Genomic DNA, 21,003 nt, shown 5'->3' on the forward strand with positions numbered 1-21,003 from the left:
TAAGTCACAATGCCCAAAAACATAGCGTCGCCCTTATTTGCGCGGACGGCTAGCGGAGAAGGCATGGACCTTCCGAGAACTACACCATCTAACAGTGCTCCTCTCTTCGTCGGAGCAGCAACCGGCCTAATCACCGGTCAAGCCAAGGCGTTTAGAGAGGCGTGCGCGGCTGTACCTACCGCACGCGTTGTCGACGCATCGTTCGAGCGTAAACTTGACGTTATTTCTTTTCCAGTTCGTTTGTTCGTAGGGTTCATTCAAACAAATAGCGCAGTGTATTTTACCAGCAGCCGAAGTTGGCGGGGTTTTTTGACTAGAGATATTCCAGTAATTTTACTTGGAACCGTGTTCAGACGACGGATTATAAACCATCTACACGGAAACGATTTTGAATCGTTCCGGACCGGAACCGGCCGACTTTCTCGTTGCCTCATAGACATCATGTACTCACAGATAGACACATCCGTCGCTCCTGACAAAACACTTCTGTCGCAATACAGCATGTTTGAACGAATGAAGCTGATCGAAATACCTAATTTCTTTGACGACGACATCGCAACGACACAAATGAAGAAAAGCCGCGATGAAGTGATCAATGTACTTTACTTATCGAACTTAATTTTTTCAAAAGGTTTCACGGTTGCCGTAGAGGCGGTCGACATACTGGTATCTGAGGGATTGCCTGTCAAACTGACGATCTGTGGACACCCCATTGGAGATGCCGACATGTCGGTCGACCAAATTGAGACTTATCTGCGAAATATAGCAGCTAAAGATTACATCACCGTTGCCGGCCCAGTGTACGGCGCAAGGAAGGCAGACGTTCTTTCGAAAGCCGACGTGTTCGTCCTTCCGACTACGTATCCAACCGAAGCTGCACCGATAAGCATTATTGAGGCATTTGCGGCCGGGTGCTTCGTGGTGTCATCAGATCACGGCATGATTTCGCGAATGGTCGACGGGTTTCATGCGGATCTTGTGCAGCCCACGCCGCATGAAATAGCTAGCTCGATCTCTCGGTTCTACTTCTCGGAAGCCCGCGCCGATATATCCCTATCGAATAGGACGAGGGCAATGGCAGTTTACTCGTCTGGGCGATATCGCAGCGGAATAAGGAATCTGTTTAATGGCGCGTAACTTTTCGATTTCGATAGTCATTCCAAACTACAATTACTCGGAGTTCTTGAAAGACCTACTAAGAAGAATAAACGAAAGTACAAATAGAACAGAGATACAGCTCATCGTCGTGGACGGCGGCTCGACCGACAATTCGAAAGATGTTGCTAAGGCCTATTTGAAACCACATGATAAGTTTGTCTGTGAACCGGATGAAGGCCAGGCGGATGCGATTGCCAAGGGCTTGACGATCGCCGATGGGCGCTGGTTTATGTTCCAAAATAGCGACGACATGTTCAACATTGATGTTCTGGATGATTTTGTCGAGAATCATAGCGACAGCAGTGAAGAGGTGATGGCGTATGATCAGGAAACATTGGTGGATGATGGATCTAGCCTTAAACACTTCTCATCGTTTAGACACCTGTATCCCGTTCGATGGAGGCAGATGTTTGTCAACATATACTACACGAATCAGTCTACAATATATGACACTCAGCTCGCTCGCAAAGTCGGCTTCGACAAATCCTTTCGCTTTGCTTTGGATTATGATTTTGCGGTAAGGTTTTTCAAGGCGGTGCATCCGAGAGTAAAACTTGTTAGAATGGTACTTGGGATGCAAAGACTTCACGGTGACACGAAGACATCAAAAATGCAGGACGTGTGTCGGGTGGAGACGAAGCGTGTTAGGGATCGAGAGTTTGCGGTAATGGACCGCTTGTTTGGTGTGACTCAGGCTATGCTTTACCACGCCTTGAAGGCATTTGTTAACTTGCGCAACAGAGGAGTGCGTCGTTACCGCGCCTGAATGGAAGTGCCTTATGTCCGGAGAGAGAAACAGCGTGTGGGAGATGACATGAAAAATGTACTCAAGAAGGCCATTCTAGTCGTTTCGCGAAAGGCCATTGCTGTGCTGGAGTACATTTCAACAGATGTCTACATGATTGCTTATACCTGGTATTTGAGAAGAATCGGAATTAATATTTCTGGGCATCCGAGATACATCAGTAGCTCAGTATACTTTGATGGGGCCGATTACTCGAAGATTCATTTAGGAGACAACGTTACAATATCGCGTGAGGTTATGTTCCTAACGCATGATTACTCAATTACCACTGCTCTGGCGAGCATTGGAAAGATGATCCCAAGAGGACCGGGAGAAGTGTTTATATTGGACGATATAGTTATAGGGAGAAACTGCTTCATAGGCGCGAGGGCTTCGGTTTTGCCTGGCGCCCGAGTTGGAGATAACGTCGTAATCGGAGCCGGAAGTGTTGTAAAAGGCAATATTGCAGATGGCTCCATCGTGGCTGGGAATCCCGCTAGGACAATTGCGTTAACCGCAGAATGGGTTGAGAAGAAGATGCTGTCAGGTAAGTATATCGTTCAGTAAGTGAATGAGTATGAGGAATGTTGGAATATGAGCGCATACGAGTCGGGTCGATACTGGTCTGTCATCAGTGATTTCCATGACGATCACGGACAGCCTAAAGCCGAGCGGGTTCACGACCTCATCCGCGGTCTCCCTATAAATTCGATTCTCGACATCGGATGTGGGAGCGGGCGCGCGCTTATGACCCTTTGCAATATGACCCGCGCCAAGGGCTACGGGATCGATCTCTCGCCTGAACCTATAGCGTTTGCCAATCAATATTATGCCAACGATCAGGTCGGCTATGCTGTAGCTGACCTAGGTGCAGTCTCCGGAACTACTTACGATCTTGTCATGCTGCTTGACGTGTTTGAGCACGTCGACGATTACTTGGGGTTCCTGAGGTCTGTGCGCCCCCTCGGTCGCTACTTCGCCTTCAGCATTCCACTCGACATGAATGTTACGTCCATCCTTTTCGGTGGCTATATGCGCGCCCGAAAAATGGTAGGGCATCTTCACTACTTCACCAAGGAGTCAGCCCTCGCCACCCTGGAGTACGCTGGATTCAAAGTGATCGGCTATCGATACGCGGACCCGGGAATCCAGTACGGAAGTGCCGGCGGATTACTTGCAAGTTGTCTTCGTGTAGCTGCGCGCCAGCTGTCGCACGACGTGGAGACTAGACTTTTCGGCGGAAACGGAATCTTTGTCCTCGCAGAACGTACTAGTTAGATAACAAATTTGCGCGAATGGGTAACCGCCGCCCTTGAGCCGAGCGTGAATTTCAGCGAACATTGGTATTTAGCGCGCTCCCAGGGCTTCCTTGGAGAGGGGCAGTCTCGCCGAATAGCGGGCCTGTCAACAGCGGACATCAGCAACCCACTGTATCCGGAACGGTTGCTCGTCAGCCCCGAGGTATGGTTATTCATCTGTGTTTCAGAAGCAGGGGAGTACTATGGCGCCAAAAGTTAAGAGAATTGCAGGTGGTGCACTTAGAATCGTACTCTCGCGGACTTTGCCTGCAGAGATAGACCGCGCAACATGGCTATTTACCCGTCATCGGCCGAGCCCCAAACACTGCCCGTGTTGCGGGACGACTACGAAGTTCAGAATATTTGGACTGCCGCCGCGGCTCGATGCCGAGTGCCCCAAGTGCCACTCCATGGAGCGTCACCGCTTACAACGCCTCTATCTCGACGAGAATCCAAGCTTGATCGAGGGGAAGGACGTTCTGCACTTTGCGCCGGAATCATTTGCCCGTTTGTATATTAGCGAACGCGCATTATCATACATTGGGGGCGACTTAAACCCAGCGCCTGGAGACGTATTTGTCAACATCGAAGCGATGCATTTTCCTGACGATTCTTTTGATCTCGTCATCTGCAATCACGTTTTGGAGCATGTCGACGATAAAAAGGCATTGGCCGAATTGCGCCGCGTGCTGCGGCCCTCCGGCACCCTGCTCTTGATGTTCCCCATCATAGAGGGATGGGCGACAACATACGAAAATCCTGACGTACTGACTCCGCAGGCCAGGCTTGCTCACTTCGGACAAGAAGATCATGTCCGCTATTTTGGCGCAGACGTTCGGGACCGGATAAGAACTGCCGGATTTAGGCTTGCCGAGTTTACGGCCGAGGAGCCCCTCGTGTGCAAGTTCGGACTCCTTAGAGGTGAGAAGCTCTTCGTTTGTGGCGGCGCTCTCTAGCTGTGAACTGGATGGGGCCGTATGTGCCGTCAGCCAGTGCATCCGAAAGCGCATCGAGGAGGCGTTCGGCTGGATCAAGACGATCGCCGGGCAGGAGAAGACTTAAGTTACGTGGCCGCGGCCGCGTCGGATGGGCCTTCCACCTTCGCGGCCGCCGCCTACAATCGGGTGCGATTGCCAAAGCTGCTAGTGGTGCCGGCATGACCGTGCCCGAGGCTGCCAACTGATCGACCGCTGGCGGATCATCGAAGCCGACCTGTTGGGATCGCGGCTACCTGAACCTCAGCGGCCCCGCCATGATCACGATCGGCGGCGACAACAACGACGAGATCGCCTTTGGTGCCCTGCAGCCTCGATCTGAGCCATGGTCCCTCGAAAGTTCACTTCAAGTGGGGCGGATGTGACGAGATGGACGAAGTCACAGAGATGGCCATGCCGAATTGCTCGACGACGGCCCGATCGAGATCACGTTGCTCGACAATATCCGATAATTCGATCGCTGCCATTCACGACTATATATCTGTCAGCCACTACAGCAGTTACGCTAAGACCGTAGTGCATTGAGCTTTGCTTCCAGCTCACGACAATATTCCAGAAGCTCCACCACCGTAGGGGTATCGGCATTGGCAATAGTTACCGTCCCGTTCGCGGTCGGAAGAGTCCCGCTGGTTGCAGACACAGTAAGCGGCGCAACATTAGAACCGATTTGGAAGGTGGCAGCGTTGCCGGATATTGGCCAATATTCTACGACGATGGCATAGTTCTGATCATCGGCATAGCTTGCCTCGCTGACAAACTGGATGGTCTTCTCCGGCGCGTCGGCATCGTTGTTGAAAGCCGATCCGTAAAATCTGCCGTTCGGAATTTCCGCCCATTTTCCCGCGGTGAGGCTGTCAGTTATCTTGCGAACTGACGCGATTTCATCGATCAAGTAGGCCGCCATCAACCCGGTCGTGCTTTCGATGTAGATCCACAGCCGGCGCAGCACGCCGTTCGCGATTTTGACGTTTCGCGTTGTGCTCGGCGAGAGCCTGCCAACGATGTGGCTCGTGACCCAGCCACCGGGCGACATGAAGGACACGTCCCTCTCGACATCGGCCCAGCTTTCTACCTTGTCCAACTCAATGAGGTTGGGCTTATTGAGTATTCGCAGCCGCCTTAACCGGTATTCGGCTGGCGTGCCGCCTGTGCTCACTACATCGGCGGTGGCCTGGAACCCGAGCGTCAGTCCGTCCCACTCGATGTCGTAGGAACCACCAGAGACATGCAAGAGTGCCTGCGAAGTCGAAAAATCGTCATCAATGAGCGTGGAATTGACAACTTTAACGCCCCGGCACCAGTTCTCCCAGAAGAACCATGACCCACGGTCGCTACTAGTGCCATTAACGTTCTCGATCAAAACGTTCTCAAGCTGCCATCCAGTGAAGATGCGGCCATGGCTGCTGTTGCCGGCCCTAATCACCCGGGCGTTGATGTTCGTGAATTTCAGATTGTAACTGTTGAGCGGATTGAAAATGATCCGGCCCTTAACTGCACGAATGTTCTCAAAAATGCAGTCGTGCACGTACCCGATCCAGCAATGCACGTCCGGTGTGGTCGCATCCACATAATCGATGACCAAATTGCGGATCGTGACCCCCGCAACCTCGGTCGTGACTAGGCAGAAGAAATGGCTGTGGCCGTTGATTGCATACGGGGTCACGACATCGACCGTAAACTGGCCCGCGGACGCCGCCGTCACCTTGCACATTCGGATGAAATGCTCCTCCTGAGCGTCGTGAGGATCTTGCCCAAGCGCTAGAAGGACCGTGTCACCAACCGCCAGTGTATTCGTGACCCTGAATGTGCGAACGCCCGCCCCAATCGTCCCGGTCCATTCCACCGCACTACCGAGCGTCGAAAGGAGGTCAAAATGACGATTGTTTGGGAACGTTGAGTTATTAAGTGTGACCATAGAGCCGCAGAAATCGACATTGACGGATCGATTGAACTTCAACTTGGAGTTGATGCGGTAGTTCTTACCTTTCCCAAAATATAGCCAGCCGCCGACCGGCACCATATCATAGGCTGCTTGAATGGCTGCCCTATCATCTGTCTCGCCATCGCCTAGCGCACCAAATTGCGTGACAGTGAAATCAGAACCGATGATCTCCCACCAAGCCCCGTCTGCAGATCTCAACTTGCCTTGATTTGAAGGTTCGGCCTCTACCTTCTTGTAGAGCGCTCCACCACCGTCGCCAGCCGTTATGTAGCCCGCAGTTCTGATATAGTTGACGGCCATCGGGATCGTCTCTGCCGCCCCTGCAGCGCGGGAGGTATACAAGGGAAATTGCCCTCCTGCCACGGTTCGATCCTCGGAGAAATCTGTGGCACGGAAAACCGACAATTCATGATGCATCCTGACGGACGGCGCAGCGCTTGGATCCGGCAAGGCCGCCCCGCCAAGTAGGCCAAGAAAGAATCGCCGTTCCATTCAGGTCGCGTATGCGTGAATTTTGCCCGAACGATGGCGAGACGTCAGGTGAGCGACTGGCACGAGCCGGTTCGGCGTTCAAATTTTAGCGGACTGGCCTAATCGGACGAAGAGTGGGCGCTAGCGGCGTGTGAGAAAAACTCACTTCGAACACAGCTTCTGCGGTCAGCACAACGGTCGCACCCACCTGGTCCGAGACCATCGCCAGGCGCTGAAAGTGTCACTGGGATGGCGATCTCGATGGCGGCTGCGGTATTGCGCTTTACGGGTCGAAATGGCGTCTAGGACCCTTCGGCGGTGGAGTGTGTGACGCCGGTTGCGATCCGGCGCCACTGCGCTTCGCCAAACTCTCCAGTATTGAGTTATCATCATCCGTGTTCCGACTGCGCTCTGCCGCTATCGCGAGCCGGATTTGTGGTGTAGTGGAGGCGACCATCGAGACCATGGAGGATTGCGAACGAGTCAGTTTATTGTTCTGGAATCGACGATCTGTCCGGGTGCGACGGAGGAGATCGTGCAGCCGATTTTCGACCGCAAAGGCTGAAAAGCGGGCAAGGATTTCCTCGGCTTCGCCCGGGGGCGAGGCCCTCGAACGCGATTCTCAGGGCTTTAAGGTGATTTGATTTTTGAAACGAGGTGCATTGCCATTCGTGGAGCGGCGGCAGCGACGAAGCCCTCGCACTTCGAGGCGTGGTCAACCACGGTCGAGGAAGCGAAGTCGCTGGGCACGCCGATGTTGCTGTCCGACATTCCACTGCATCGCGAGCAGGCGCCGGAATCGCTCTTTTTCGCACCCGATAGTGCAGAAGCGCTGGCGCAGCGACTCCTGGAAGCCGGGCAGCGCCCACGCTTGGCCCGCGACAGTGTCGCCGTGCTACAAGGTCGGCAACAGATGCGCCGCCGAGACTACGCGGCAGCGCTCCTTGCCTTGTTTGAAAATGTCAGAGGTGTCACCCCATGACCGAGCGGATCGTCAGTTTTGTCATGAGTGGCGGTATCGGCTCACGACTGTGGCCGCTGTCGCGCGAGGACAATCCCAAGCAGTTCCATGATTTTTCCGGCGATGGCTCGATGCTGGCCAAGACGTTGCGCCGGCTGACGGCGCGGCCGAAGGGCGAAACGCCGGTCTTCCTGATTGCATCGGAGCGGCACGCCGACCGCGTCCACGCCGATCTCGCCGGCCTCGACCTTTCCGGCGGCGGCCCGTTGTTCGAACCGACCGGCCGCAACACTGCCGCCGCCGTTGCCTTGGCGACGCTGCGCACCTTGTCCGAATTTGGCGACAGCCTGGTGCTGGTGGTGCCGTCCGATCATGAGATCACGACCGCACGGCAATTCTGGCAGAGCGTGGAAAACGGCGCCAGTGCTGCGCGTGCCGGCCGGCTGGTGGTGTTCGGCATCAAGCCCGGCCAGCCGGAGACCGGCTACGGCTATATCGAGGTCGCCGACGAGAAGGATGGCATCTACGATGTCTCGCGTTTCGTCGAGAAACCAGACCTCGCAACCGCGCAGAGCTATCTGGCGGCCGGCAATTTCTACTGGAACACCGGCATCTTCCTGTTTCGCGCCAGCGCCATGCGCGACGCCTTCACGGCTTTCGAGCCCGAGATCTGGAAGGCCACCGAACTTGCCTATCAGGCGGCGACGTCAGATCTTTCCGGTCTCTACATGCCTCTGGAACTCTACGCCGCCATTCCCTCGACGTCGATCGACTATGCGATCATGGAGCGCGCCAGCCACATCGCCATGGTGCCGGCCGGCTTCCGCTGGAACGATCTCGGTTCCTGGCAATCACTGCTCGATGTCGGTCCGTCCGACAATGACGGCAACGTCATCGTCGGCGATGTCGTCGCCATCGACTGCGAGAACTCCTATATCCGCAGCGACAGTCGCTTGCTCTCTGCCATCGGCTTGAGGGACGTTGCCATCGTCTCGACCGCTGATGCCACTTTCGTCGCCCCGGTCAGCCGCAGCCAGAACGTCAAGAAGATCGTCGAGCAGCTCGAAAAGAGCGGCCGGCTGGAAACCAGGTTCACACCCGCCGGCGACCGCGTCATCGAAAGCGGCGCCTGGCGGCGCCGTGTGCACCACTGGCTGTTTGAAGAGACGGTGCCGCTGTGGTCCACCGTCGGGGTCGATGAGCGCCATGGCGGCTTCCACGAGGCGCTCGGCTTTGACGCCACACCGCTGAAAAAGCCCAAGCGCATGCGCACCATGGCCAGGCAAGTCTACGCCTTCGCTGTCGCCAAGGCGCGCGGCTGGGACGGGCCCGCCGACCGGTTGATCAGCCACGGCATCGAATTCATGAACAGGAACGGCCGCACCGACAATGGCGGCTGGGTGCGCACGCTCAATGTCGACGGCACGGTCGCCGACGCAGCCGAGGATGCTTATGATCATTCCTGCGTGCTCCTGGCGCTGGCGCATGCCCATATGGTCGGCAATCCTGATGCATTGCGGCTTGCCGAAGAAACGTTTTCGTTTCTCGACGCGCATCTCGAGGATCACCGCATGACCGGCTTTCTCGAAACGTCGAGCGGCGTGGGCGAACGCCGCTCCAACCCGCACATGCATCTGCTCGAGGCTTTTCTGGCCTGGCATCAAGCGACCGGCGAGCTCGCCTATCTTCGCCGCGCCGCGCGCATCGTCGATCTGTTTCGCAGCCATTTCTTCGATCCGGAAAGCTGGACGTTGGGCGAATATTTCGATGCCGAGTGGAGGCCGGCGGAGGGCGAGAAAGGTATATGGACGGAACCCGGCCACCATTTCGAATGGGCCTCGCTGCTGGTCGACTTCACTGGGCGCAGCGGCCAAAGTGACCTGACCGGCTTTGCCAGAAAGCTCTATGCATCGGCCATCGCCAATGGCCTCAATCGCGCCACTGGCCTTGCCTATGGCGCCGTCTCGCGGCAAGGCCTGCCACTCGACCTTGTCTCGCGCAGTTGGCCGCAGGCCGAAGCAATCAAGGCGGCGATTGCACTGGATGGTTCAGGCGGTCCCGATCTCAAGCCCGAGATCGAAGCGCGTGTCGGCCGCCTCTTCCGTTGGCACATCAATCCGGCTCCACTCGGCCTGTGGATAGACCGGATCGACGAGCGGGGCCGCTCGCTGGCGACTGATGTACCGGCAAGCATTTTTTATCATCTGGTTTGCGCGCTGACCCAATATCTCGACAGCACCGTCGGCGAGCCTCGGTAGATCGCCCCGTTTGGACACGCAAAGACGCTCCAACTTTTTGGCTCTGCGCATGACCCTTTCTGAAAAACCGATTCTGATTTCCGGGCGGTAGGGCGGTAGACGGAATAGAGGATCTCTTCGATTGAAATAGGCCGCTTGTTCGGACAGCCCGCGCAAGCGGCTTCGACCTGCAAATCTTGCTTATCGGGTTCGTAGCTCACGGCTTCGCCAACTGCCCTCGCGGCCGTCACTCCTACGAATCGGATGTCATAAAACGAAGGCAGGGATTGTGCGATAACGTCGAACAGAGTCGACCATAATCCTGTACGAAGCACGGCGCGATGGCGGCCATCAAAGGCCACGAAATAGACCTGACTTTCCGACAATTTCCAGAGGGGCCGGCAGCAAAAAATGCTAAGTTCAAAGCTGCCAGGTGAGTGTGTCCAATGAAACACAGCGGAAGCCAAAAAGTCATCTCGCAAATGCCAAACAGATTGGAATCAAAGCAAAAAGCTGTTACGCGCTTGGTCAATACCTTGGTACTTGGGCGGGGCCGAGGTGCGGCGGGACAAAAAGGATCGAAACGAATGAACGTTATAGTTAAAAGTGCGTTAGCCGGATTTGTCGCCTCGATCGGTTTCGGCCCGGTTTCGTCTTTCGCTCAGGACACGCCATGCACTTGTACGACTCCCTATCAGGGAGCGGGGAATTCGATTGGTTCCATCGGGCGCGCCAATGGCGACGTCATGGTTTCGCAAGCCGCCGGCTATGGCCCTGCCAAGGCGGGAAGTGCCCTGGATTTCGGCAGCCGCGTAGTGGTCGGGGCCAGGGGATCGGCTTCCGTCAATATCGGTGGCTGCAACCTGGATGTGCCGGCGAATTCAAGCCTCGACATTTCCCGTGTGGAGAACAATATCTGCCTGAAGGTCGTGGGCTCCGAGCAGTCGGCTGCCGTTGGTGTGAGCCCTGAGCATACGGGGCAGATTGCCCCGGGCGCGGCCGCCAACTCCCGCCTTCCGCTCTTTCTTTTTGGGGGCATGGCTGGCACGGCTGGTGTTCTTTCTGCAACGCAGGATGACGGCGACAGCGTCAGCCCTTAAGCCGCCGCCCAGTGTGTAAAATAGCAGAGGCGTGTGACTGCCCTGTTGTATTGTAGCCGATGCCTCTGTGCATCAGCCTTAGTGCGCCGGGTGGAGCCGGAGATGCTGATGAAATTCATTAACCATACCGCTCACTTTAGTTGAAGCTGAATGCGCTTCATCTTGGGCGATTTCATCCCATCTGTCAGCGAATAGCTTGAGTTCTACCTGCACTGCATGGACTTGATGAATGCGTCATTCGCTATCGTGCGGATGGCGCATTCACCTGTTATCCGGGAGAAATCGTCACGTTGCTTCAATGCGGCCACAAACGTCAATGATCGACCTGCATTCCCATATCTTGCCCGGTCTTGATGACGGCTCGCCCAGCCTTGCTGAGTCGCTGGAAATGGCGCGGCTGGCGGTGGCCGATGGAACGACGCATATGGCGTGTACGCCGCATATCGTGCCAGGCATGTACGAAAACGGATCGGCAAATATTGCGCGTGCGGTTCAAGAGTTGGAGCAGGCGCTACATAGTGCGGCAATACCGCTTGCGCTTTACGTCGGTGCCGACGTGCATATAGCGCCGGATCTTCCGGAGCAATTGGCGCTGGGTAGCGTGCCGACCTTGAACAGATCTCGTTATTTTCTATTCGAACCGCCGCATCACGTTCTACCGCCAAGACTGGAAGATCTTGCTCTGCGCCTCATAAACGCCGGGTTCATTCCGATTCTTACCCATCCTGAGCGGCTGACCTGGATCAAGACGAATTACGATGTTGTCGAGAGGTTGAATGCAATCGGCTGCCTTGTTCAGCTTACGGCAGACTCGATTGTCGGTGCGTTTGGACGCGCAGCACTTTACTATTCGGAAAGGCTGATTGACGAAGGTAGGGTGGATGTCATCGCATCGGACACCCATGGCGCCACCCGCCGGCGTCCTGGGCTTACGCAGGCCGTCGCCGCGGCGGCGAAGCGATGTGGGGAAGACGAGGCCCGCAACATGGTGTTGAAACGTCCAGGCGAAATATTGGCGAACCGGACTCTCGAGCCGGTCGGAAAGGCACGCTCAAAAAAGCCAAGCCCCGGCAACGTCGGTCGCTTCGCGGGATTGGGTCGCTTATTAAAGGGTGGGACAGCGTGATGGGCGTTTTTCATTTCGCAAAAAGCTGCACGATATGTGTCTTGCTCGCTTCGCTCTCTATGTCTGCCTGCACGAGCAGCTCGTCGACGACATCGTCTTCGCCGACTTCGGTCGATGCGCTGCAACTGACGTCATCGTCGGCGCCGCTCTCGGGCGGCGGTGCCCTGCAGGTCGTAAAGGAACTGCCTGCGCCGCAGAACTCCCAGAACGGCAATGAGCAACCTTTGTCGCCGAACGATGTGCTCGAGGTGAATGTGTTCCAGGTCGACAATCTGAACAGAACCGTTCAAGTCGACGCCGGCGGGCAAATTTCGCTTCCACTTATCGGGACCGTCACCGCGGCAGGGAAGACCGTCCGTCAGTTGGAGCAGGAAATCGAAACGGCCTACGGCGCCAACTATCTGCAGTCGCCCGATGTGTCGGTCTACATCAAGGAATCGATCGGACAGCGCGTTACCGTCGATGGCGAAGTCACCAGGGCCGGTATCTTTCCGGTGTCGAGCAATTCCTCCCTCATCGACGCGGTCGCCCTTGCCGGAGGGTTCAATGCCGTTGGCGATGCAAAAAAGGTGTTTGTTTACCGCAATATCGGCCCAAACACACTGGTCGCAAATTACGATGTGGAGCAGATTCGCGCCGGCAAGAGCCGCAATCCACGCATCTATGGTGGCGACAAGATTGTCGTCTTCGCTTCGAAATCGAAAATTGCGATGAACAATCTCAAGGACGCTCTCGGAGTTGCATCAAGCGCAGCGAGACTTGCCGTAGTCCCCGGATTGTAAATCACGGCCGGTCAGAATTAAGCCCAGAGACAAACCCAAGGTTGTCACGCAATGCTCGATCGTAACAGGCAGCATCAAATTGCAGGCCCAGGGCATGGCCAGGCCTTGTCTGCCGACCTGTATTATGACGGTGCGCAAAACTATAGCCCGTACGGTCGCGATTACGCGGAGCAGGACGAGGGCTTCAATCCACTCAGGCTGTTTTTTTACGCTGTTCAGTATCGGTGGCTGATCGTCATGATGGCGGCGGCCGGGCTTGTCGCCGGCATCGTCGTTACCATGATGCAGACGCCAAAATATCGGGCAACAGCGCAATTGGAAGTGCTGGTTCCTTCGGCCAAAGTCTTCCAGGACATTGAGGTGATTTCCGAAAGCAGCGACGTGCGAGCCTTTCTGACGGCCCGCGAGAAGCTGAAAAGCCGCGCATTGGCGCAGCGCGTGGTGTTCCAGCTGGGGCTTAGCGAAAAGCCGGATTTCCTGTTTCCGACGCCGAGCTTCTCACTTAGCAATATTTTCTATCGTGCGTTCGGAATTTCCAAATCGCCTGCCATTGAAGAGACAACCCCGGAGGAACGCGAGAAGATTGCAATCGGTCGCATTCTCGATGACCTCACGGTCAATCTAGTTACCAACACTAGCCTGCTGTCGATTGCGTTTGCCGACCAGAACCCAAAATATGCAAGTGATATAGCCAATCAGGTCGCGCAAAGTTTTATCGACCAGCGCCTCGATCAGACCAGCGAAACCTCGGACCTGGCACGGCAATTCATCCAGGAACAGGTTTTGCAGGTCAAGCAAAAGCTGCAGAAATCCGAAGAGGAACTCGTCGCTTATGCAAAGGATGCGGGCATCACGATAACCGGCGACGAAAAGTCGCTGATTGGGTCGAATATCGAGGCTTTGAATACGGCGCTCGCGACAGCAATCCAGGAACGTCTCGATGCTGGCCGGGTCGTGGAACAAATCGATAAAGGTCGCGGGGCGAGCCTTGGCGCGATCCTGGAAAGCGAAGGTCTGCAGAAGCTCAGCGACAAATTAGCCGAGTTGACCAGCCACTATCAGCAGAAGCTGGGCATATTGAAGCCTGGTTTTCCGGAAATGCAGCAGCTTCAGGCGCAGATCAAAGAGTTGCAACGCCTCTATAATAATGGCGTTTTGACCATAACCGATTCGCTGCGGCAGAAGTACCAGGAGGCCCAGAACAAGGAGGCCGACCTCAAGTCAAAGCTTGCCGAGATGGAAAGGCAACAAGTTGTTTTCAACGACAAAAACATCAAATACACGATCTTGAAGCGAGAGGTTGATTCGAACCGCTCCCAGTATGACAATCTTATTGCCAAGCTGAACGAGGTTGGCGTGAGCTCTGAGCTCAAGTCACAAAACGCCGCAATCGTCGATTTCGCGGCGATACCAGGTGGACCTTATTCTCCGCGCCTGATCATCAATCTTACGATCGCTCTGGCTTTTTTCATGGCTTTGAGCGGATCAATTATCTATATCATCGAGTTGTTGAACAACACCTTCACCAATCCTGAGCAGGTCGAAAAGGAACTGGGATTGGCGATGCTCGGCGTCCTGCCGCTTGTCGATGACCGGGAACTCATAGCCAGCATCGCTGATCAGAAGTCAGGACTGTCCGAAGCCTATCGTTCGCTTCGAACGTCATTGCAGTTCTCCGGCGCCGAAGGGGCGCCGCGATCGCTGCTGGTCACGAGTTCGGAACCCTCGGAAGGCAAGTCGACCACGTCGTTCAAGCTCGGGCAGGATTTTGCAGCACTCGGTGCAAGGGTTCTCATTGTCGACGGCGATCTGCGAAAGCCCAACCTTCATCGGCTGTTTGGCCTCGACAACACGATCGGGCTGAGCAATCTGCTGACAAACACCGTCCGCAAGGAAGATCTGGCAAGCATTTTCAGGGCGACGAAATATCCTAATGTGACCGTTCTGACTTCCGGAACGATCCCGCCGAACCCCGCTGACCTGCTCTCTTCACCGAAGATGGCGCTGATCATAACGAATCTCGGCAAGCGCTTCGATCTTGTCATAATCGATGCCCCGCCGATCGTCGGCCTTTCAGATGCACCCATCCTCAGCCGGCTTGCCGAGGGAACGTTGATGGTCGTCTCTACCAACCAGGTGACACGCAAGTCGGCGAAGACGGCGTTGAAGCGCCTGCGAGCAGCCGGCGCGAATGTGGTCGGAGCCGCGATGTCGAAGTTTGCAGTGAACAAGTTCGACTACAACTACGCCTACAAGTATATGAACTACCAGTATTACGACTACGGCACCCCGAAAATTGAGGGCAAAGTCGATGACGGAGCAGGCCAGCCCGCTTATGCAAAATCTCCGGCGTTCAGGCGTTTGGTTCGTCGCATCCGTTCTAGCATTGGCGGCTTCGTCGATCGGGCTAAGTCGATTTCTTGAGACCGAAACGCCGGCCGTTTCCGTCGCGCTGGATCCGTTGAACGTCAATGCCTTAATAGGCGAGATTACCGACGACCTGAACGATACAAGCAATGCTCCCGATCTCGACGCATTGCTTGCCAAGGCCGAAAGCGCGTTGGGCTTTGATCTTGCGGACGCACGTCTCTATAGCCTGATCGGCGAGATCAAGTACCGACAGGGTGAAAAAGACCAAGCCTATGAATTTTTCGATCAAGCTCGAAAATTATCCAAGACCGAGATCCACGCGCTCCAGAAGTCGATAGGCCGCTCGATCGAAACGGGCGATCTGCCAAAGGCCGTCGGCGAGATCGACATTTTGCTGCGGCGATGGCCGGATCAATTTCCTGAAATCGCCGAGGGGCTGCCGACAATCCTGTCAAACCCCGGCGGATACCAGGCCGTGCTTGGAGCAATCAAGGCCGGGGCACCTTGGAGAGGCAGGCTGCTTATCGCTCTTGGAAATACTCCCGTTGGGTTAGAATTCGCAGAACGGCTGCTGCTCGATTTGAGGGAGTCAAGCGCACCACCGAGCTCGAACGAACTAGCCTCGGTGATCAGTGGCTATATTCGTCGGAAGGAATATCAGCCGGCCTATCGGCTGTTTCTTTTCACGTTGTCTGATGAAGAACGGAAGTTGGGTGGGTACATTTTCAACCACACGTTCAAACCGGTGCGCAGTGGCAAGCCTTTCGACTGGCAACTCCGCGATCAGTCTGGCTTAGAGATTACGTTTGCAACATCTCAGGATACGGCCGAAGGCGAGGGCGGTGCTACTGTCCGCTTCTTGAACACGCCAGTCAGGAACATAGCATTGCAGCAGTATATTGCACTGCCTTCGGGGTCTTACAAGATTTCCATGATCGCCTCTGCACGAAACCTGAAGCTTCCAAAAGATTTATTCTGGGCGGTCAGATGCGAGGGTCCGGGCGGCGAGATCGCACGGTTCAACATTCCGGAGGGCACATACACCCGTCAAAACCTGACCCAAGACTTTTCGATTGGACCGCTTGCCTGCCCTATTCAATTGTTGACGCTGCAGACTGCCGCTATTACAGGAAGCTGGCGATTTCGCTACGTCGGCACGTTGGTAATGCATAAATTGAACATCGAGAGACTTTGATCTTGAGCGATCGACCCTCGGAATGGGATAAATATCTCCTCGGATCGGTTCTGTTTATATCGCTGCTGATCGGCGGTGGCACTGCAAGCGGCCTTTACACGGACACGCTAATTGAGGTCGCAGCAATTATCTCAGCGGCGGCGGTCTTTTCACAGTCCTCTGGTCAGAGATTCCCCCGTTCTGTTCTGTGGTTGCTTATGTTCGCTGTAGGGCTGGTGATTTTACAAATCGTCCCGCTGCCTGCGGCTATATTCAGCGGATTGCGACCGGAGCTGTTGCTCGGAGATCCAAGGCTGGCGGGAGAAAGGGATTTTCGCTTCGTCAGCGTCGGCGTCGGACGGACGATCGAATGTCTGTTGTATCTGGTGGCGTCAGCCGCGTTTTTCTTGAGCGTGTTGCGCTTGCGTACCGAGCAGGTTCACGCACTTCTTCCGTTCTTTTTTATGGGTGTCATTTGTAATGGCTTGGCGGGAGTGATTCAATATTCACTCTCTGACGGCATAGCCATAGAGGGACTACTGCCTTTCACGATCAATGCCGGACTCTTTGCCAACGAGAATCATTTTGCGGCATTACTTTTTGTGTCTATCCCCTTTGTCGCTTATTACGGTCTGTTCCGAGGACATCTTTTGTCCGGATCGCTCGGGCTGGTCACGCTTTTGCTGCTCCTTTTGGCCGCCGGTTCGCGTGCCGGCGTTCTGATCGGATTAGCGATCACCGTACTGTCCATAGTCTTTCTTTCAGCGCGTTCCAGGGTGAGTCGGCTCAGCATCCTTGCCGTTTTCATAGGTCTTTCGGCCTATACGATAGGCGCATGGACGAAGATCGAGGCCGACGCGATTGACCCGGCTTTCGGGCGAGGAGAGTTTGCTCGCACCACCATTGAGGGGATCAAAGAGAATTGGGCAACCGGCGTTGGGTTTGGAAATTTTCAAAAGGCCTACCAGATATATGAAAAGGAAGAGATGATTTTCAAGCAATATGTAAATCATGCTCACAATGAATATCTTGAAATAGCTTTCGAAGGCGGAGCTCTTGCTATTCTGTTAATGGCGCTTTATTTTGTAATGCTTTTTATGGCGCTTACTAAAGTTCGGCGCGATCCCCTTCAAAAGGCGGCGTTTCTCTCGGTGTCGTTTCTTCTCATCCATTCACTCGTCGATTATCCATTGCGGACCGAGGCGCTTGCAATGACGTTCGCCTTTATGAACGCCATTATCTTCCACAAAGGATTTGCAGGCCGTTCGGCCCAGAAGAACGAATTGATCGAGATCGACCACAACGGCGACAAGTTGTTTGTTCCGATCGGAGCTTCGTCGTAGCGCCTCTTGGCCACGGCTCCGCTCTTCCATCGGCGGCAGGTAGGTAGCGTCCTGACCCCAGGATATGTCCCTGAAACCAGGAAGATCATCAGGACTGCGTCCAGAAGAGGATTGCGATTGTCCCAGCGCCGCACAGGCTGATCTCGGCCCTTCCGGGATATTTTTCTTGGACCGCCAGACCATCGCCCGCTGAGCAGGAATTTGCGGGTTCTGGTCCCCGCGTGGAAAATTCATTCCCGAACCACTCCAGGTCAGGCCTGTCCCGCATTGTTATAAACCATGGCGATCTGCTAGAACGCCTGCACGAAAATGAGATCGTCCAGAAGTGAAGCTTGAACCGGGCCGCTGAAAATTGCGCCTGATGCATCGATGCAGGCTCTGGATTGGCACGAGAGAACGTTTGCAGTCCATGAACATCGCGCTTACGCACCTTCAGCGGCTTGAGGCTGAATCCATCCATGTCTTTCGCGAGGTAGCGGCGGCCTTCGCCAAGCCGGTCATGCTCTATTCGGTCGGCAAGGATTCCTCCGTGCTGATGCATCTTGCGATGAAGGCGTTTTATCCGGCCAAGCCGCCCTTTCCCTTTCTCCACGTCGACACGACCTGGAAATTCCGTGAGATGATCGCGTTTCGCGATCAGATGGCGCAGAAGCTCGGCTTCGATCTGCTGGTCCATGTCAACGAGGATGGTGTGCGCGACAACATCAATCCCTTCGACCATGGCTCGAACACCCATACGCATGTGATGAAGACCGTGGCGCTGCGACAGGCGCTCGACAAATACGGCTTCGATGCAGCCTTCGGCGGGGCGCGGCGCGACGAGGAGAAATCGCGCGCCAAGGAGCGGATATTCTCGTTCCGCAACGCCCAGCACGTCTGGGATCCGAAGAACCAGCGGCCGGAGATGTGGAAGATATTCAACACCCGCATCGCGACCGGTGAATCGATCCGGGTGTTTCCGTTATCGAACTGGACCGAACTCGATATCTGGCAGTACATTCTCCAGGAAGACATCCCGATCGTGCCGCTCTATTTCGCCAAGGAGCGACCGGTCGTCGAACGCGACGGCATGCTCATTCTGAAGGATGACGACCGTATGGAACTGCGTCCCGGCGAGACGGTGGAGAACCGGCTGGTGCGGTTTCGCACGCTCGGCTGCTATCCGCTGACCGGCGCGATCGAATCCGACGCCGATACGCTGGAGGCCATTGTCGGCGAAATGCTGACGGCGCGCACCTCCGAACGGCAGGGCCGCCTGATCGACCGTGATGAAGCCGGTTCGATGGAAAAGAAGAAGCGCGAGGGGTATTTCTGAGCATGCGCCACATCATGGCCGAGAGCCTCGCCCGCACCGACGGCATTCGTGACTACCTGGCGGTGCAGGAACAAAAATCGCTGCTGCGCTTCCTGACCTGCGGTTCGGTAGACGACGGCAAGTCGACGCTGATCGGGCGCCTGCTTTCGGATACCAAGCAGATCTTCGAGGACCAGCTTGCCGCGCTCGAGCGTGATTCGCGCAAGCACGGAACGACGGGCGACGACGTCGATTTCGCGCTGCTGGTCGATGGCCTCGAGGCCGAGCGCGAGCAGGGCATCACCATCGATGTCGCCTATCGCTTTTTCGCCACGCCGAAACGCAAATTCATCGTTGCCGACACGCCCGGCCACGAACAATACACGCGCAACATGGCGACGGGCGCATCGACCGCCGATCTGGCCATCGTGCTGATCGATGCCAGGCAGGGCGTGCTGCGCCAGACCAGGCGCCACTCGATCATCGCCTCGCTGCTGGGCATCCGGCACATCGTCCTGGCCGTCAACAAGATCGATCTCGTCGGCTTCGACAAGGCCGTATTCGAACGGATCATCGAGGACTATCGGCAGTTCTCGCACAAGCTCGGCTTCGAGACGATCGTGCCCATCCCGATGTCTGCCCGTTACGGCGACAACGTCACCAGCCGCTCGGACAAGACGGAATGGTATTCCGGCCCGACGCTGATCGAACATCTGGAAACCGTGTCGGTCGATGACGCCGTTGTCGAACTGCCGTTCCGTTTTCCGGTGCAGTATGTGAACCGCCCCAATCTCGATTTTCGCGGTTTTGCCGGCACGATTGCGTCCGGCTCGGTGTCACCAGGCGACGAGGTCGTTGTCGCCAAATCCGGCAAGTCTTCTCATGTCAGGCGCATCGTCTCGCATGGCGGCGATCTGAGCCAAGCGGTGGCCGGCCAGGCCATCACTCTTGTCCTCGACGACGAGGTCGAGGTCTCGCGCGGCAATATGCTGGTGTCGCCATCGGCGCGGCCGCAGGTCGCCGATCAGTTCGCCGCCAACATCGTCTGGTTCGACGAGCATGCGCTGTTGCCTGGCCGCTCCTACATCCTGCGGACCGAGACCGATCAGACCAGCGCCACCGTCACCGACCTGAAATACCGCGTCAACGTCAACGACTTTGCTCATGAGGCGGCCAAGTCGCTCGAAATGAACGAGGTCGGCATTTGCAACATCTCGACGCGGGCGCCGATCGCCTTCGATACGTTCGCCGAGAACCGCACGACGGGCGCCTTCATCCTGATCGACCGCATCACCAACGCCACGGTCGGCGCCGGCATGATCCTGCATTCGCTGCGCCGTGCCGAAAACATCCACTGGCAATCGCTCGATGTCGGCAAGCACGGCCGCGCCGATCTGAAGAACCAGCGGCCCGCAGTGTTCTGGTTCACCGGGCTCTCGGGCTCGGGCAAGTCGACCATCGCCAATCTTTTCGAGAAGAAGCTGTTCGCCACCGGCCGCCATACCTACATCCTGGATGGCGATAATGTCCGCCATGGCCTCAACCGCGATCTTGGCTTCACCGACGCCGACCGCGTCGAAAACATTCGCCGCGTTGCGGAAGTGGCGCGCCTGATGGCCGATGCCGGGCTGATCGTCATCGTTTCCTTCATTTCGCCATTCAGCGCCGAGCGGCGCATGGCCAGGGAATTGATGGCCAACGGTGAATTCGTCGAGGTGTTTGTCGACACACCTTTTGAGGAATGCGCCAGACGCGATCCGAAGGGCCTTTACGCGCGGGCGTTGAATGGCGAAATCAAAAATTTCACCGGCGTCGATTCACCGTATGAAGCCCCGGAAAACCCCGAAATCCATCTCAAGACACTCGGCAAGTCTGCCGAGGAGATGGTAGAGGCCCTGGAACTCTGGCTGAACGAGCGCGACATTGCCGAAAACCAATACGATAGCGGCGGCGGCATCTGACGACGAA

General features: G+C 55.9%; 17 protein-coding genes and 1 pseudogene. 16 read left to right on the top strand and 2 right to left on the bottom strand.

What is annotated here, in order from left to right; translation table 11 throughout:
• The first annotated feature begins 63 nt into the window (after window positions 1-63).
• The 6 genes and pseudogenes from BQ8482_RS09210 to BQ8482_RS09235 all read left to right on the top strand — a co-directional run.
• On the top strand, window positions 64-1,137 hold the full coding sequence (locus BQ8482_RS09210; RefSeq protein WP_165848464.1) for a glycosyltransferase family 4 protein: 1,074 nt from the start codon (window positions 64-66) through the stop codon (window positions 1,135-1,137).
• Complete coding sequence (locus BQ8482_RS09215; RefSeq protein ID WP_123147148.1) at window positions 1,127-1,924, top strand: glycosyltransferase; 798 nt, start codon at window positions 1,127-1,129, stop codon at window positions 1,922-1,924. The genes BQ8482_RS09210 and BQ8482_RS09215 overlap by 11 nt, the downstream gene beginning before the upstream one ends.
• Window positions 1,925-1,972: 48 nt before the next feature.
• Entirely contained in the window at window positions 1,973-2,509 is a 537-nt protein-coding gene (locus BQ8482_RS09220) for an acyltransferase (RefSeq protein WP_165848465.1), read from the top strand.
• A 27-nt stretch (window positions 2,510-2,536) separates the two neighbouring features.
• A complete protein-coding gene (locus BQ8482_RS09225; protein ID WP_123147150.1) occupies window positions 2,537-3,220 on the top strand; it encodes a class I SAM-dependent methyltransferase in 684 nt (227 codons plus the stop codon).
• A gap of 430 nt (window positions 3,221-3,650) precedes the next feature.
• Window positions 3,651-4,196 (top strand): class I SAM-dependent methyltransferase, encoded by a 546-nt coding sequence (locus tag BQ8482_RS09230; protein ID WP_165848466.1) that lies wholly within the window; start codon window positions 3,651-3,653, stop codon window positions 4,194-4,196.
• A 25-nt stretch (window positions 4,197-4,221) separates the two neighbouring features.
• Window positions 4,222-4,400: pseudogene (locus BQ8482_RS09235) on the top strand (IS5/IS1182 family transposase); the annotation flags it as partial.
• Between the two features lie 340 nt (window positions 4,401-4,740).
• Here BQ8482_RS09235 and BQ8482_RS09245 read toward each other — a convergent pair.
• Complete coding sequence (locus BQ8482_RS09245; protein ID WP_123147152.1) at window positions 4,741-6,669, bottom strand: glycosyl hydrolase family 28-related protein; 1,929 nt, start codon at window positions 6,667-6,669, stop codon at window positions 4,741-4,743.
• 619 nt (window positions 6,670-7,288) lie between these two features.
• On the opposite strand from BQ8482_RS09245, the gene BQ8482_RS38610 reads away from it, so the two are divergent.
• The 4 genes from BQ8482_RS38610 to BQ8482_RS09265 all read left to right on the top strand — a co-directional run bounded on the left by BQ8482_RS38610 (window position 7,289) and on the right by BQ8482_RS09265 (window position 12,072).
• Entirely contained in the window at window positions 7,289-7,630 is a 342-nt protein-coding gene (locus BQ8482_RS38610; protein ID WP_123147153.1) for a glycosyltransferase family protein, read from the top strand.
• On the top strand, window positions 7,627-9,867 hold the full coding sequence (locus BQ8482_RS09255; protein WP_123147154.1) for a mannose-1-phosphate guanylyltransferase/mannose-6-phosphate isomerase: 2,241 nt from the start codon (window positions 7,627-7,629) through the stop codon (window positions 9,865-9,867). The genes BQ8482_RS38610 and BQ8482_RS09255 overlap by 4 nt, the downstream gene beginning before the upstream one ends.
• Window positions 9,868-10,292: 425 nt before the next feature.
• Window positions 10,293-10,946 (top strand): hypothetical protein, encoded by a 654-nt coding sequence (locus tag BQ8482_RS09260; RefSeq protein WP_244602670.1) that lies wholly within the window; start codon window positions 10,293-10,295, stop codon window positions 10,944-10,946.
• A gap of 316 nt (window positions 10,947-11,262) precedes the next feature.
• Window positions 11,263-12,072, top strand: coding sequence for a tyrosine-protein phosphatase (locus BQ8482_RS09265; protein ID WP_123147155.1), 810 nt, complete (start codon window positions 11,263-11,265; stop codon window positions 12,070-12,072).
• A 10-nt stretch (window positions 12,073-12,082) separates the two neighbouring features.
• Here the strand turns inward: BQ8482_RS09265 and BQ8482_RS39065 are convergent, their stop codons facing one another.
• Window positions 12,083-12,286 (bottom strand): hypothetical protein, encoded by a 204-nt coding sequence (locus BQ8482_RS39065; RefSeq protein ID WP_244602671.1) that lies wholly within the window; start codon window positions 12,284-12,286, stop codon window positions 12,083-12,085.
• A gap of 10 nt (window positions 12,287-12,296) precedes the next feature.
• Between BQ8482_RS39065 and BQ8482_RS09270 the strand changes: the two genes are divergently transcribed.
• From BQ8482_RS09270 to cysN, 6 genes are all read left to right on the top strand, one after another.
• Window positions 12,297-12,854, top strand: a complete 558-nt coding sequence (locus BQ8482_RS09270; protein ID WP_244602672.1) for a polysaccharide biosynthesis/export family protein — start codon at window positions 12,297-12,299, stop codon at window positions 12,852-12,854.
• Between the two features lie 51 nt (window positions 12,855-12,905).
• Entirely contained in the window at window positions 12,906-15,278 is a 2,373-nt protein-coding gene (locus tag BQ8482_RS09275; protein WP_123147158.1) for a GumC family protein, read from the top strand.
• A complete protein-coding gene (locus BQ8482_RS09280; protein ID WP_165848467.1) occupies window positions 15,166-16,419 on the top strand; it encodes a tetratricopeptide repeat protein in 1,254 nt (417 codons plus the stop codon). The genes BQ8482_RS09275 and BQ8482_RS09280 overlap by 113 nt, the downstream gene beginning before the upstream one ends.
• 2 nt (window positions 16,420-16,421) lie before the next feature.
• Window positions 16,422-17,741: an O-antigen ligase family protein gene (locus tag BQ8482_RS09285; RefSeq protein WP_123147494.1), complete on the top strand. Its 1,320-nt coding sequence runs from the start codon at window positions 16,422-16,424 to the stop codon at window positions 17,739-17,741.
• Window positions 17,742-18,150: 409 nt separating this feature from the next.
• A complete protein-coding gene (gene cysD / locus BQ8482_RS09290; RefSeq protein ID WP_123147159.1) occupies window positions 18,151-19,056 on the top strand; it encodes a sulfate adenylyltransferase subunit CysD in 906 nt (301 codons plus the stop codon).
• A gap of 2 nt (window positions 19,057-19,058) precedes the next feature.
• Window positions 19,059-20,996: a sulfate adenylyltransferase subunit CysN gene (cysN, locus tag BQ8482_RS09295; RefSeq protein ID WP_165848468.1), complete on the top strand. Its 1,938-nt coding sequence runs from the start codon at window positions 19,059-19,061 to the stop codon at window positions 20,994-20,996.
• Window positions 20,997-21,003: the final 7 nt, after the last annotated feature.

Origin of the sequence: Mesorhizobium delmotii (genome assembly GCF_900149755.1) — a bacterium.
GTDB lineage: Bacteria > Pseudomonadota > Alphaproteobacteria > Rhizobiales > Rhizobiaceae > Mesorhizobium > Mesorhizobium delmotii.

Bases quoted from the DNA above. Each gene is read 5' to 3' on its own strand.
- BQ8482_RS09210 (WP_165848464.1), top strand. From the start codon at position 64: ATGGACCTTCCGAGAACTACACCATCTAACAGTGCTCCTCTCTTCGTC.
- BQ8482_RS09265 (WP_123147155.1), top strand. From the start codon at position 11,263: ATGATCGACCTGCATTCCCATATCTTGCCCGGTCTTGATGACGGCTCG.
- BQ8482_RS09275 (WP_123147158.1), top strand. From the start codon at position 12,906: ATGCTCGATCGTAACAGGCAGCATCAAATTGCAGGCCCAGGGCATGGC.
- BQ8482_RS09245 (WP_123147152.1), bottom strand. From the start codon at position 6,669: ATGGAACGGCGATTCTTTCTTGGCCTACTTGGCGGGGCGGCCTTGCCG.
- cysD (WP_123147159.1), top strand. From the start codon at position 18,151: ATGAACATCGCGCTTACGCACCTTCAGCGGCTTGAGGCTGAATCCATC.
- BQ8482_RS09280 (WP_165848467.1), top strand. From the start codon at position 15,166: ATGACGGAGCAGGCCAGCCCGCTTATGCAAAATCTCCGGCGTTCAGGC.
- BQ8482_RS09220 (WP_165848465.1), top strand. From the start codon at position 1,973: ATGAAAAATGTACTCAAGAAGGCCATTCTAGTCGTTTCGCGAAAGGCC.
- BQ8482_RS09215 (WP_123147148.1), top strand. From the start codon at position 1,127: ATGGCGCGTAACTTTTCGATTTCGATAGTCATTCCAAACTACAATTAC.
- BQ8482_RS09260 (WP_244602670.1), top strand. From the start codon at position 10,293: ATGAAACACAGCGGAAGCCAAAAAGTCATCTCGCAAATGCCAAACAGA.
- BQ8482_RS09225 (WP_123147150.1), top strand. From the start codon at position 2,537: ATGAGCGCATACGAGTCGGGTCGATACTGGTCTGTCATCAGTGATTTC.
- BQ8482_RS09255 (WP_123147154.1), top strand. From the start codon at position 7,627: ATGACCGAGCGGATCGTCAGTTTTGTCATGAGTGGCGGTATCGGCTCA.
- BQ8482_RS09230 (WP_165848466.1), top strand. From the start codon at position 3,651: ATGGAGCGTCACCGCTTACAACGCCTCTATCTCGACGAGAATCCAAGC.
- cysN (WP_165848468.1), top strand. From the start codon at position 19,059: ATGCGCCACATCATGGCCGAGAGCCTCGCCCGCACCGACGGCATTCGT.